Origin of the sequence: Citrobacter sp. Cpo100 (assembly GCF_030332595.1) — a bacterium.
GTDB lineage: Bacteria > Pseudomonadota > Gammaproteobacteria > Enterobacterales > Enterobacteriaceae > Citrobacter > Citrobacter portucalensis.
This window is the reverse complement of sequence record NZ_JAOWHM010000011.1, coordinates 130,936-144,417: the sequence shown is the minus strand read 5'-3', so window position 1 is coordinate 144,417 and position 13,482 is coordinate 130,936. Positions and strand designations below refer to the sequence as shown.

Here is a 13,482-nt window from a genome sequence, read left to right as displayed (position 1 = left end):
AATCCGCCGGGAGCGGATTTGAACGTTGCGCAGCAACGGCCCGGAGGGTGGCGGGCAGGACGCCCGCCATAAACTGCCAGACATTAATTAAAGTGAAGAAGCCCATCCTGACGGATGGGCTTTTTTGCGTCTGTGCGGGATGAAAACCGCCGGATGCGGCGTATCGCCTTATCCGGCCTACAAAAGCTAGTCCTGCTACCCGCGTACGAGGTTGAGTAACGGGTACGGTCGTCCGAGATCGTCCACCTCTGTACGTCCCGTCACGCTAAATCCCATCTTCTTATAGAATCCAACCGCCTGCTCATTCTGCTCGTTAACGTTGGTTGTTAGCGTTGAACTCATTGATAAAGCATGTTCAATCAGCAGTTTACCAACGCCACTACCACGCACATCCGGATCGACAAACAAAGCATCTATATGCTGGTCGGTCAGGAGCATAAAGGCGACGGGCTCATCCTGTTCTGTCACTGCAACCCACAGAGGGGCTTCTGGTAAAAATGAACGTACCAGCTCCTCCAGCTCAATCCGATAATCCGCAGAGAGGAAATGGTGCGTGGCATCTACTGAGCGACACCAAATAGAAACTAACTTATCTCCTTCGTCCGGACGCGAACGACGAATGGTAAGGTTCATAGCATTCTCCTTTTTTTCTTTATTGCACTATTCTACAGCAAGGAGCCGTGAAACTTTCTCAACTTGAGGATGCAGGCTCGACATTCGCATGATTCCTGGGTATCTTCAGCTATCTGGATGTCTAAACGTTTAAACGTATGTTGTGAGGTTATCAGGTTATGCCAATTCGCGTGCAGGACGAGCTACCCGCCGTCAATTTTTTGCGTGAGGAAAACGTCTTCGTGATGACGACATCCCGCGCTTCCGGTCAGGAAATTCGTCCACTGAAGGTGCTCATCCTTAACCTGATGCCCAAGAAGATTGAAACGGAAAACCAGTTCCTGCGCTTACTGTCTAACTCACCGCTGCAGGTAGATGTTCAGCTATTGCGCATCGATGCCCGCGAGTCACGCAACACCCCAACGGAGCATCTGAATAACTTCTACTGTAATTTCGAGGATATCTGCGATCAGAACTTTGACGGATTGATCGTGACCGGTGCACCGTTGGGCCTGGTTGAATTTAATGATGTGGCTTACTGGCCGCAGATTAAGCAAGTGCTTGAATGGGCCAAAGATCACGTTACCTCGACGTTATTTGTCTGTTGGGCGGTGCAGGCCGCGTTGAATATCCTGTACGGAATTCCCAAGCAAACCCGCACGGACAAACTCTCAGGCGTCTATGAGCACCATATTCTGCACCCTCATGCGCTACTGACGCGTGGATTCGATGATGCGTTCCTGGCCCCGCATTCGCGCTATGCTGATTTCCCTGCAGCGCTTATCCGCGACTACACCGATCTCGAGATCTTTGCTGAAACCGAAGAGGGAGATGCCTACCTGTTTGCCAGCAAAGACAAACGTATCGCCTTCGTGACGGGTCATCCTGAGTATGACGACCATACACTCGGCAGCGAATATTTTCGTGACGTCGAAGCGGGCTTATCGCCGGAAGTACCCTATAACTATTTCCCGAAAGATGACCCGCAAAACAAACCGCGGGCAACCTGGCGTAGCCACGGTAATTTGTTGTTTACCAACTGGCTCAACTATTACGTCTACCAGATCACGCCATATGATCTGCGTCACATGAATCCAACGCTGGATTAATCTTCTGTAGCAGACGATCCTTAAGCGTTTCAGCATATTGAATCAGGCACTTTCGGGTGCCTTTTTTATTTCCGAAACGCACCTCATCGTGTAATTAAATTTTATTTATATTGTTATCAATAGGTTAATTGATAATTAAATTAAAAATGGAAATTGTTTTTGATTTTGAAATTTAAATGAGTAGTCTTAGTTGTGCTGAACGAAAAGCGCACAACGATCCTTCGTTCGCATTGGGGATGTGTTTGGATCAATGACGAGGAACTACGCAATGAATCAACAGGCAACGACAACCGATGAACTGGTCTTCACCAGGCCGCGTGGCGAACAGGAACAGCAAATTCTGACCGCTGAAGCAGTGGAGTTTCTGACTGAACTGGTGACAAGATTTACGCCAAAGCGGAATAAACTTCTGGCTGCACGTATCCAGCAGCAGCAGGATATTGATGACGGTAAGTTGCCTGATTTTATTTCGGAAACAGCTTCCATTCGTGAAGGTAACTGGAAAATTCGCGGAATTCCTGATGATTTACTGGATCGCCGCGTAGAGATCACCGGACCCGTTGAGCGCAAGATGGTCATCAACGCGCTGAACGCGAACGTCAAAGTCTTTATGGCTGACTTCGAAGATTCACTGGCTCCTGAGTGGAGCAAAGTTATCGACGGGCAGATCAACCTGCGCGATGCGGTCAATGGCACCATTAGCTACACCAACGAAGCGGGTAAAATTTATCAGCTCAAACCTAATCCGGCTCTGTTGGTATGTCGCGTTCGTGGTCTGCACCTGCCGGAAAAACACGTCACCTGGCGTGGCGAATCTATCCCGGGCAGCCTGTTCGACTTTGCCCTCTATTTCTTCCACAACTACAAAACGTTGCTGGCGAAAGGCAGCGGCCCTTATTTCTATCTGCCAAAAACGCAGGCCTGGCAAGAAGCGGCATGGTGGAGCGAAGTGTTCAGCTATGCAGAGGACCGCTTTAACCTGCCGCGCGGTACCATTAAAGCGACCCTGCTGATTGAAACGCTGCCTGCCGTCTTCCAGATGGACGAAATTCTGCACGCCCTGCGTGACCACATTGTGGGTCTGAACTGCGGTCGTTGGGACTACATTTTTAGCTATATCAAAACACTGAAGAACCACCCGGATCGCGTGCTGCCGGACCGTCAGGTGGTGACGATGGATAAACCATTCCTCAGCGCCTATTCGCGTCTGCTGATTAAAACCTGTCATAAACGTGGCGCATTCGCGATGGGCGGCATGGCAGCGTTCATTCCCAGCAAAGATGCGGAGCGTAACAACCAGGTTTTGACCAAGGTAAAAGCGGACAAAGCACTGGAAGCAAATAACGGTCATGACGGCACATGGATTGCCCATCCGGGACTGGCAGATACCGCCATGGCGGTGTTCAACGACGTACTCGGTGAAAACAAAAATCAGCTGTTCGTGACCCGTGAAGAAGATGCCCCGATTACCGCAGAGCAACTGCTGGCACCTTGTGAAGGTGAGCGTACCGAAGAAGGCATGCGCGCCAATATCCGTGTCGCGGTGCAGTACATCGAAGCGTGGATCTCCGGTAACGGCTGCGTACCGATTTACGGTCTGATGGAAGACGCGGCCACCGCCGAAATCTCCCGTACCTCCATCTGGCAGTGGATCCACCACGAGAAGACGCTCAGCAACGGCAAGCCGGTTACCAAACCGCTGTTCCGTCAGATGCTGGCCGAAGAGATGCTGGTGATTCAGGACGAGCTGGGCGAACACCGCTACAGCAGCGGGCGTTTTGACGATGCCGCGCGCCTGATGGAGCAAATCACTACCTCTGATGAACTGATCGATTTCTTGACCCTGCCAGGCTACCGCCTGCTGGCGTAATCCACCACATAACAATATGGAGCATCTGCACATGAAAACCCGTACTCAACAAATCGAAGAATTACAGAAAGAATGGACTCAACCGCGCTGGGAAGGCATCACCCGTCCATATAGCGCGGAGGAAGTGGTGAAATTACGTGGCTCGGTCAACCCGGAATGCACGCTGGCGCAGCTTGGCGCGGCGAAAATGTGGCGTCTGCTGCACGGCGAATCGAAGAAAGGTTATATCAACAGCCTCGGCGCGCTGACCGGCGGTCAGGCGCTGCAGCAGGCGAAAGCCGGTATTGAAGCGGTCTACCTTTCAGGCTGGCAGGTGGCGGCAGATGCCAACCTGGCATCCAGCATGTACCCGGACCAATCGCTGTATCCGGCGAACTCCGTCCCGGCGGTGGTTGATCGGATCAACAACACATTCCGTCGCGCCGATCAGATCCAATGGTCAACCGGTATTGAGCCGAACGATCCTCGCTATGTCGATTACTTCCTGCCGATCGTTGCCGATGCGGAAGCAGGGTTTGGCGGCGTACTGAACGCGTTTGAACTGATGAAATCGATGATTGAGGCTGGTGCAGCGGCCGTTCACTTCGAAGATCAGCTCGCATCGGTGAAAAAATGTGGTCACATGGGCGGCAAAGTGCTGGTTCCGACGCAGGAAGCTATCCAGAAACTGGTGGCCGCCCGTCTGGCAGCCGACGTCATGGGTGTGCCGACGCTGGTGATTGCACGTACCGATGCCGACGCAGCCGATCTGATTACGTCTGATTGCGACCCATACGACAGCGAGTTCATCACTGGCGAACGTACCAGCGAAGGGTTCTACCGTACGCATGCGGGTATTGAGCAGGCGATCAGCCGTGGTCTGGCCTACGCACCGTATGCGGATCTGGTGTGGTGTGAAACCTCCACGCCGGACCTTGAACTGGCGAAGCGCTTTGCCGATGCGATCCACGCGAAATACCCAGGCAAACTGCTGGCTTACAACTGTTCGCCGTCGTTTAACTGGCAGAAAAACCTGGATGACAAAACCATCGCCAGCTTCCAGCAGCAGCTGTCGGATATGGGTTACAAATACCAGTTCATTACCCTGGCGGGTATCCACAGCATGTGGTTCAACATGTTCGACCTCGCGCACTCCTATGCGCAGGGTGAAGGCATGCGCCATTATGTTGAGAAGGTTCAGCAGCCAGAATTTGCGGCAGCTAAAGACGGTTACACCTTCGTCTCCCATCAGCAGGAAGTGGGCACAGGTTACTTCGACAAAGTCACCACCATCATTCAGGGCGGAGCTTCCTCGGTGACCGCGCTGACCGGCTCGACCGAAGAATCGCAGTTTTGATCAATGCCCGGTGGCGCTGCGCTTACCGGGCCTACGAAGGGATGTAGGCCGGATAAGCGAACGCGCCATCCGGCATGACGTTGTGCCGGATGGGAGACATTGATGACGCGTGGCCTGGAATTACTGATTGCTCAGACTATCTTGCAAGGTTTCGACGCCCAGTACGGGCGTTTTCTGGAAGTCACCTCCGGCGCGCAGCAGCGTTTTGAACATGCCGACTGGCATGCGGTTCAGCAGGCGATGAAAAGCCGTATTCACCTTTACGATCATCACGTGGGTCTGGTGGTGGAGCAGTTGCGCTGCATTACTGACGGCAAAAGTACCGACGCGGATTTTTTACTTCGCGTGAAAGAGCATTACACCCGGCTACTGCCGGATTACCCGCGCTTCGAGATTGCGGAGAGTTTCTTTAACTCCGTTTACTGTCGGTTATTTGACCACCGCTCGCTGACTCCCGAGCGGCTGTTTATTTTCAGTTCTCAGCCAGAGCGCCGTTTTCGCACGATCCCACGTCCGCTGGCGAAAGACTTTTTTCCGGATACCGGCTGGGAGTGGCTGCTGACGCGCGTCCTTAGCGATCTGCCCCTGCGTCTGCCGTGGCAGAACAAACATCGTGATATCCACTACATCATCGAACACCTGACCGAAACCCTGGGAGCGGATGTGTTGTCGGGCTGCCATTTACAGGTGGCGAACGAACTGTTTTATCGCAACAAGGCCGCCTGGCTGGTCGGTAAGCTGATTACTCCTTCGGGGACGCTACCGTTTTTACTGCCAATCCACCGGACTGATGAAGGCGAATTGTTTGTCGATACCTGTCTGACCACGACGGCGGAGGCGAGCATTGTGTTTGGCTTCGCCCGCTCCTATTTTATGGTTTACGCCCCTTTGCCCGCGGCGCTGGTGGAGTGGCTGCGCGAGATCCTGCCCGGTAAAACCACCGCCGAACTGTACATGGCGATTGGCTGTCAGAAACACGCGAAGACCGAAAGTTACCGCGAATATCTGCTCTATCTTGCCCATTGCGATGAGCAATTTATTGAAGCGCCAGGGATCCGCGGCATGGTGATGTTGGTGTTTACGCTGCCGGGTTTTGACCGAGTGTTTAAAATCATCAAAGACAAATTTGCCCCGCAAAAAGAGATGTCTGCCGCCCACGTCCGCGCCTGCTATCAACTGGTCAAAGAACACGATCGTGTTGGGCGGATGGCTGACACCCAGGAATTCGAGAATTTTGTGCTGGAGAAACGGCAAATCGATCCGGCGCTGATGGCGCTGTTATTGCAGGAAGCCCCGGAAAAAATTACCGATCTCGGCGATCAGATTGTCATTCGCCATCTGTATATCGAACGACGGATGGTACCGCTGAATATCTGGCTGGAGCAGGTCGAAGGTCAGCAACTGCGCGATGCCATTGAAGAGTATGGCAACGCCATTCGTCAGCTGGCCGCCGCCAATATTTTCCCCGGCGATATGCTATTTAAGAACTTCGGCGTGACCCGTCACGGGCGTGTGGTGTTCTACGATTACGATGAAATCTGCTACATGACTGAGGTGAATTTCCGCCATATCCCGCCGCCACGCTACCCGGAAGATGAGATGAGCGCTGAGCCGTGGTACAGCGTATCGCCGGGAGATGTCTTCCCGGAAGAATTTCGTCACTGGCTATGTGCCGACCCGCGTATAGGGCCGCTATTTGAAGAGATGCACGCTGACCTGTTCAGCGCTGACTACTGGCGCGGCCTACAGACGCGCATCAAAAACGGTCACGTGGAAGATGTTTACGCCTACCGGCGTCGGCAGCGGTTCAGCGTGCGTTATGAAACCGACCGTAGGCCGGATAAGGCACTTGCGCCGCCATCCGGCAATGTGCGCCGTGCCTGATGCGCTACGCTTATCAGGTCTACAAATCAGCCCTAACCCTGGATAGCAGGCCGGGTAAGGCGTAGCCGCCACTCGGCAACCCCATCCTAGCGAAATCCACCGTACGCCAGCGTCACTTCTTTCGCCGCTTTGATCGCCATGGCGCCAAACTCGGTCACGCGATCGTCGGTAATACGAGAAATGGGTCCGGAAATGGAAATCGCAGCGAACGGCTCGCGGTGCTCGTCATAAATGCACGACGCCACGCAGCGCAGACCCAGCGCATGTTCCTCATCATCAAAGGAATAGCCGCGCTTGCGCGTCTGGGCCAAATCCTCTTTCAGATGCACTGGCGACACCAGCGTGGCGTGTGTATAAGCATGCAGGCCTTTACGGTGCAGCAGGCCAGTCACTTGTTCTTCGCTCAGTTGGGATAAAAACGCCTTACCCGCACCGGAGGCGTGCATCGGCAGTTTGCCGCCGATAGGCGCGGACATGCGCATCAGTTGGGTGCACTGCACCTGGTCGATAATAATGGCCTGATGATCGCTTTGATCCAGCACGGCCAGGTTTACCGTCTCACCGGAATCTTCCATCAGCTTGCGCAGGATCGGATGGACAATCGCCAGCAGATTACGGCTTTGCAAAAAGCTGCTGCCGACGATGAACGCATGCGCACCTACGGCCCAGTGGCCTAATTCACCCACCTGACGGACAAAACCCTGCTGCTGCATGGTGGTCAGCAAACGGTGAGTCGTGGAATTTGGCAGGCCAGCCTGCTGCGCCAGCTCGGTCAACGCCACGCTGCCGTTGGATTCCGCAATCCACTCCAGCAGCTTCAGACCGCGGGTCAGAGACTGAACCTGCCCGGTTGCAGGCGCAGTAGCGGCGGCGGGTTTTCTACCGCGTTTCGCGGGGACAGTGGCTACCATGGCAGACTCCTTTTCTGTATCGTGGAAATCATTTTCGTTTTATTCAATTATAATGCAAGAATTCCTGTACTGATCGGATGAGTGAAGCTGAACATGTCTCATGTTGGCTGTTGTTCTCTTTTCCGCCTCTCAGGTTTGTGCCAGTATGACCTGTTGAGTTTTTTTCGGTCTGGTTGAGCGTTGTCGGGAGCGAGTGTGAGCAGCAAAGTAGAACAATTACGTCAGCAGTTAAATGAACGTATTCTGGTGCTGGACGGCGGTATGGGCACCATGATCCAGGGATATCGTCTGAGCGAAGAGGATTTCCGCGGCGAACGCTTTGCCGACTGGCCGTGCGATCTGAAAGGTAACAACGACTTGTTGGTGCTCAGCAAACCGGAGGTCATCGCCGCCATCCATAACGCCTACTTTGAGGCGGGCGCGGATATCATCGAAACCAACACCTTTAACTCGACGACTATCGCCATGGCGGATTACCAGATGGAATCCCTGTCGGCGGAAATCAACTTTGCGGCAGCCAAACTGGCGCGTGCGGCGGCTGACGAATGGACGGCGCGCACGCCGGAAAAACCGCGCTACGTCGCAGGCGTGCTCGGCCCAACGAACCGTACGGCGTCTATCTCGCCTGATGTTAACGACCCGGCTTACCGCAACATTACCTTTGATCAGCTGGTGGCCGCCTACCGTGAATCCACCAAAGCGCTGGTGGAAGGCGGCAGTGACCTGATCCTGATTGAAACCGTCTTCGATACTCTGAACGCCAAAGCCGCTATTTTCGCGGTTAAAACCGAATTTGAAGCGCTGGGCGTTGAGCTGCCGATTATGCTCTCCGGCACCATCACCGATGCTTCCGGGCGTACGCTCTCCGGCCAGACTACCGAAGCATTCTACAACTCCCTGCGCCACGCCGATGCGCTGACCTTCGGTCTGAACTGCGCGTTAGGCCCGGACGAGCTGCGCCAGTACGTGCAGGAACTGTCGCGCATTGCTGAATGCTACGTCACCGCGCACCCGAACGCCGGTCTGCCGAACGCCTTTGGTGAATACGATCTCGACGCCGACACCATGGCGGCGCAGATTCGCGAGTGGGCTGAGGCCGGTTTCCTGAATATCGTCGGCGGCTGCTGCGGCACCACGCCGGAACATATCGCCGCCATGAGCCGCGCAGTGGATGGCTTACCGCCGCGCCGCTTGCCGGAAATCCCGGTTGCCTGCCGCCTTTCCGGCCTTGAGCCGCTGAACATCGGCGACGACAGCCTGTTTGTGAACGTTGGCGAGCGTACCAACGTCACCGGTTCGGCGAAGTTTAAACGCCTGATCAAAGAAGAGAAATACAGCGAAGCGCTGGACGTCGCCCGTCAGCAGGTGGAAAGCGGCGCGCAGATCATCGATATCAACATGGATGAGGGGATGCTCGACGCCGAAGCGGCAATGGTGCGTTTTCTCAACCTGATCGCCGGTGAGCCGGATATCGCCCGCGTACCGATTATGATCGACTCCTCGAAATGGGACGTTATCGAGAAAGGGCTGAAGTGCATTCAGGGTAAAGGTATCGTTAACTCCATCTCGATGAAAGAGGGGGTTGAGACCTTTATCCATCACGCGAAGCTGCTGCGTCGCTACGGTGCCGCGGTGGTGGTGATGGCCTTTGACGAGCAAGGGCAGGCCGACACCCGCGCACGTAAAATCGAAATCTGCCGTCGGGCGTACAAAATTCTTACCGAAGAGGTGGGCTTCCCGCCGGAAGATATCATCTTCGACCCGAACATCTTTGCTGTCGCGACCGGTATTGATGAGCACAACAACTACGCGCAGGACTTTATCGGCGCGTGTGAAGACATCAAACGCGAACTGCCGCACGCGCTGATCTCCGGCGGCGTTTCTAACGTTTCATTCTCGTTCCGTGGCAACGACCCGGTACGTGAAGCCATTCACGCGGTATTCCTCTACTACGCCATTCGCAACGGCATGGACATGGGGATCGTCAACGCCGGACAGCTGGCTATTTACGACGACTTGCCTGCTGAGCTGCGCGATGCGGTTGAAGATGTGATCCTCAACCGTCGTGACGATGGCACCGAACGACTGCTGGAGCTGGCAGAGAAATATCGCGGCAGTAAAACCGACGACACGGCGAATGCCCAGATGGCGGAGTGGCGCACCTGGGACGTGAAAAAGCGCCTCGAATACTCGCTGGTGAAAGGCATTACCGAGTTTATTGAGCTGGATACCGAGGAAGCGCGCCAGCAGGCTGCGCGTCCGATCGAAGTTATTGAAGGACCGCTGATGGACGGCATGAACGTCGTTGGCGATCTGTTCGGCGAGGGCAAAATGTTCCTGCCGCAGGTGGTGAAATCCGCCCGCGTGATGAAGCAGGCGGTGGCGTACCTCGAACCGTACATTGAGGCCAGCAAAGAGAAAGGCTCCAGCAACGGCAAAATGGTCATCGCGACCGTGAAGGGCGATGTGCACGATATCGGCAAAAACATTGTCGGCGTGGTGCTGCAATGTAACAACTACGAAATCGTCGATCTTGGCGTGATGGTGCCCGCGGAGAAAATCCTCAGAACGGCGCGTGAAGTGAATGCCGATCTGATTGGCCTTTCCGGGCTGATTACCCCATCGCTGGACGAAATGGTCAACGTGGCGAAAGAGATGGAGCGTCAGGGATTCACTATTCCGCTGCTGATTGGCGGCGCGACCACCTCAAAAGCGCACACGGCGGTGAAAATCGAGCAGAACTACAGCGGCCCGACGGTGTACGTGCAGAACGCCTCGCGTACCGTTGGCGTGGTGGCTGCGCTGCTCTCTGACACCCAGCGTGATGACTTTGTCGCCCGTACGCGTAAAGAGTACGAAACCGTGCGTATCCAGCATGCGCGTAAGAAACCGCGTACCCCGCCAGTAACGTTACAGGCTGCCCGCGACAACGATCTGGCCTTCGACTGGGAAAACTACACCCCGCCGGTGGCGCACCGTCTGGGCGTGCAGGAAGTGGAAGCCAGCATCGAAACCCTGCGCAATTACATCGACTGGACGCCGTTCTTTATGACCTGGTCGCTGGCCGGGAAGTACCCGCGCATTCTCGAAGATGAGGTAGTAGGAGAAGAGGCGAAGCGCCTGTTCAAAGACGCTAACGACATGCTGGATAAACTCAGCGCCGAGAAGACCCTGAATCCGCGCGGCGTAGTGGGGTTATTCCCGGCAAACCGCGTGGGTGACGATATCGAGATTTACCGTGACGAGACGCGTACGCACGTCATCAACGTGAGTCATCATCTGCGCCAGCAGACGGAAAAAGTCGGTTTCGCCAACTACTGCCTGTCTGACTTTGTTGCGCCGAAACTGAGTGGCAAAGCGGATTATATCGGTGCTTTCGCGGTGACCGGCGGTCTTGAGGAAGATGCGCTGGCGGACGCCTTCGAAGCCCAGCACGACGACTACAATAAGATCATGGTGAAAGCGATCGCTGACCGTCTGGCGGAAGCGTTCGCAGAATATCTGCATGAGCGCGTGCGTAAAGTCTACTGGGGCTATGCGGCGAATGAGAACCTCAGTAACGAGGAGCTGATCCGCGAAAACTACCAGGGGATTCGCCCGGCACCAGGCTATCCGGCGTGCCCGGAACACACCGAAAAAGCCACCATCTGGGAACTGCTGGATGTGGAAGCGCACACCGGGATGAAGCTCACCGAATCCTTCGCCATGTGGCCAGGCGCGTCGGTTTCCGGCTGGTATTTCAGTCATCCGGACAGCAAGTACTACGCCGTGGCGCAAATCCAGCGCGATCAGGTTGAAGATTATGCCTTCCGTAAAGGGATGAGCGTGGCGGAAGTGGAGCGCTGGTTAGCGCCGAACCTCGGCTATGACGCCGACTGATTCACAAAACTGTCATCTTTCTTTACAACAAACAGGGCGCTCAATGAGTGCCCTGTCTCTTTATTACGTTTAAACCCTTATACTGAAAGGGGGCCGTTGCCGGATGGCGGCGTAAACGCCTTATCCGGCCTACATAGGGATGATTTGTAGGCCTGATAAGCGCAGCGCCATCAGGCAAATGAGCCTCAAAAAACCATAAAAATAAGGAGAACCTGATTCCGTGTTAACTCTGTTACACCTGCTTTCTGCTGTATCTATGCTGGTTTGGGGTACGCATATTGTGCGTACCGGCGTGATGCGCGTCTTCGGCGCCCGTTTGCGTACCGTGCTCAGCCGTAGTGTTGAAAAGAAGCCGCTCGCCTTTTGTGCGGGTATCGGCGTAACGGCGCTGGTGCAAAGCAGCAACGCCACCACCATGCTGGTGACCTCGTTTGTTGCACAAGATCTCGTGGCGCTTACCCCTGCGCTGGTCATAGTGCTCGGCGCCGACGTGGGGACCGCGCTGATGGCGCGTATCCTGACCTTCGATCTCTCCTGGCTGTCACCACTGCTGATTTTTATCGGCGTGATCTTCTTTCTCGGCCGTAAGCAGTCCCGCGTGGGGCAACTGGGGCGGGTCGGTATTGGGCTGGGGTTGATTTTGCTGGCGCTGGAGCTGATTGTGCAGGCGGTAACGCCGATCACCCAGGCTAATGGTGTACAGGTTATTTTTGCCTCGCTCACTGGCGATATTATGCTCGATGCGCTGATTGGCGCCATGTTTGCGATTATCAGTTACTCCAGCCTGGCGGCGGTGCTGCTGACGGCCACGCTGACCGCGGCAGGTATTATCTCGTTCCCGGTGGCGTTGTGTCTGGTGATTGGTGCTAACCTCGGGTCCGGTCTGCTGGCGATGTTGAATAACAGCGCCGCTAACGCCGCAGCACGCCGTGTGGCGCTCGGTAGCCTGCTGTTTAAGCTGGTGGGCAGCCTGATTATCCTGCCGTTTGTTCATCCGCTGGCCAATCTGATGGATGAACTGCCGCTGCCGAAATCTGAACTGGTTATCTATTTCCACGTCTTCTACAACCTGGTGCGCTGCGTGGCGATGGTGCCGTTCGCCGAACCGATGGCGCGTTTTTGTAAGCGTATCATCCGCGATGAGCCGGAGCTGGATGCACATCTGAAACCCAAACATCTGGACGTCAGCGCGCTGGATACGCCGACGCTCGCTCTGGCCAATGCCGCCCGTGAAGCCCTGCGTATCGGTGACGCGATGGAGCAGATGATGGACGGGCTGAAGAAAGTAATGCACGGCGAACCGCGTGAAGAGAAAGAGCTGCGCAGGATGGCGGACGACATTAACGTGCTGTACACGGCAATTAAGCTCTATCTGGCGCGGATGCCAAAGGATGAGCTGGCGGAAGAGGAATCGCGCCGTTGGGCGGAGATTATCGAAATGTCGCTCAACCTTGAGCAGGCTTCCGATATTGTCGAACGTATGGGCAGCGAGATAGCCGATAAGTCGCTGGCCGCTCGCCGGGCATTCTCTGTCGAAGGGCTGAAAGAACTGGATGCGCTCTACGATCAGTTGCTCAGCAATCTGCAGCTGGCGATGTCGGTGTTCTTCTCAGGAGATGTGACCAGTGCCCGTCGTCTGCGCCGCAGCAAGCACCGCTTCCGTATTCTCAATCGTCGTTATTCGCATGCGCACGTTGACCGTTTGCATCAGCAGAATGTGCAGAGCATCGAAACCAGCTCCTTGCACCTGGCGCTGTTGGGCGATATGCAGCGTCTGAACTCGCTGTTTTGCTCCGTGGCTTACAGCGTGCTGGAACAGCCGGATGAAGACGATGGGCGGGATGATTTTTGAGTGAGGTAAAGCAGTAGGCCGGATAAGGC

The 13,482-nt window shown here is 55.1% G+C and carries 8 protein-coding genes; 6 read left to right on the top strand and 2 right to left on the bottom strand.

The window, feature by feature from the left end; all coding sequences use genetic code 11:
• Positions 1–195 precede the first annotated feature (195 nt).
• Complete coding sequence (locus OGX96_RS00715; protein WP_128612480.1) at positions 196–633, bottom strand: acetyltransferase; 438 nt, start codon at positions 631–633, stop codon at positions 196–198.
• Between the two features lie 158 nt (positions 634–791).
• Between OGX96_RS00715 and metA the strand changes: the two genes are divergently transcribed.
• The 4 genes from metA to aceK all read left to right on the top strand — a co-directional run bounded on the left by metA (position 792) and on the right by aceK (position 6,811).
• Positions 792–1,721 (top strand): homoserine O-acetyltransferase MetA, encoded by a 930-nt coding sequence (gene metA, locus OGX96_RS00710; protein WP_003826503.1) that lies wholly within the window; start codon positions 792–794, stop codon positions 1,719–1,721.
• Between the two features lie 268 nt (positions 1,722–1,989).
• On the top strand, positions 1,990–3,591 hold the full coding sequence (gene aceB / locus OGX96_RS00705) for a malate synthase A (RefSeq protein ID WP_032942053.1): 1,602 nt from the start codon (positions 1,990–1,992) through the stop codon (positions 3,589–3,591).
• A 31-nt stretch (positions 3,592–3,622) separates the two neighbouring features.
• On the top strand, positions 3,623–4,927 hold the full coding sequence (gene aceA / locus OGX96_RS00700) for an isocitrate lyase (protein ID WP_003826506.1): 1,305 nt from the start codon (positions 3,623–3,625) through the stop codon (positions 4,925–4,927).
• 102 nt (positions 4,928–5,029) lie between these two features.
• On the top strand, positions 5,030–6,811 hold the full coding sequence (aceK, locus tag OGX96_RS00695; RefSeq protein WP_003826508.1) for a bifunctional isocitrate dehydrogenase kinase/phosphatase: 1,782 nt from the start codon (positions 5,030–5,032) through the stop codon (positions 6,809–6,811).
• Positions 6,812–6,897: 86 nt separating this feature from the next.
• On the opposite strand, the gene iclR is transcribed toward aceK, so the two are convergent.
• Positions 6,898–7,722 carry a glyoxylate bypass operon transcriptional repressor IclR gene (iclR, locus tag OGX96_RS00690; RefSeq protein WP_003826510.1) on the bottom strand — a complete coding sequence of 275 codons (825 nt, stop codon included), beginning with the start codon at positions 7,720–7,722 and terminating at the stop codon, positions 6,898–6,900.
• A gap of 195 nt (positions 7,723–7,917) precedes the next feature.
• Between iclR and metH the strand changes: the two genes are divergently transcribed.
• Both metH and OGX96_RS00680 read left to right on the top strand, forming a co-directional pair.
• Positions 7,918–11,601 carry a methionine synthase gene (gene metH / locus OGX96_RS00685; RefSeq protein ID WP_063941207.1) on the top strand — a complete coding sequence of 1,228 codons (3,684 nt, stop codon included), beginning with the start codon at positions 7,918–7,920 and terminating at the stop codon, positions 11,599–11,601.
• 220 nt (positions 11,602–11,821) lie between these two features.
• Entirely contained in the window at positions 11,822–13,453 is a 1,632-nt protein-coding gene (locus OGX96_RS00680; RefSeq protein ID WP_048236377.1) for a Na/Pi cotransporter family protein, read from the top strand.
• Positions 13,454–13,482 lie beyond the last annotated feature (29 nt).

Bases quoted from the DNA above. Each gene is read 5' to 3' on its own strand.
- OGX96_RS00715 (WP_128612480.1), bottom strand. From the start codon at position 633: ATGAACCTTACCATTCGTCGTTCGCGTCCGGACGAAGGAGATAAGTTA.
- metA (WP_003826503.1), top strand. From the start codon at position 792: ATGCCAATTCGCGTGCAGGACGAGCTACCCGCCGTCAATTTTTTGCGT.
- aceB (WP_032942053.1), top strand. From the start codon at position 1,990: ATGAATCAACAGGCAACGACAACCGATGAACTGGTCTTCACCAGGCCG.
- aceA (WP_003826506.1), top strand. From the start codon at position 3,623: ATGAAAACCCGTACTCAACAAATCGAAGAATTACAGAAAGAATGGACT.
- aceK (WP_003826508.1), top strand. From the start codon at position 5,030: ATGACGCGTGGCCTGGAATTACTGATTGCTCAGACTATCTTGCAAGGT.
- iclR (WP_003826510.1), bottom strand. From the start codon at position 7,722: ATGGTAGCCACTGTCCCCGCGAAACGCGGTAGAAAACCCGCCGCCGCT.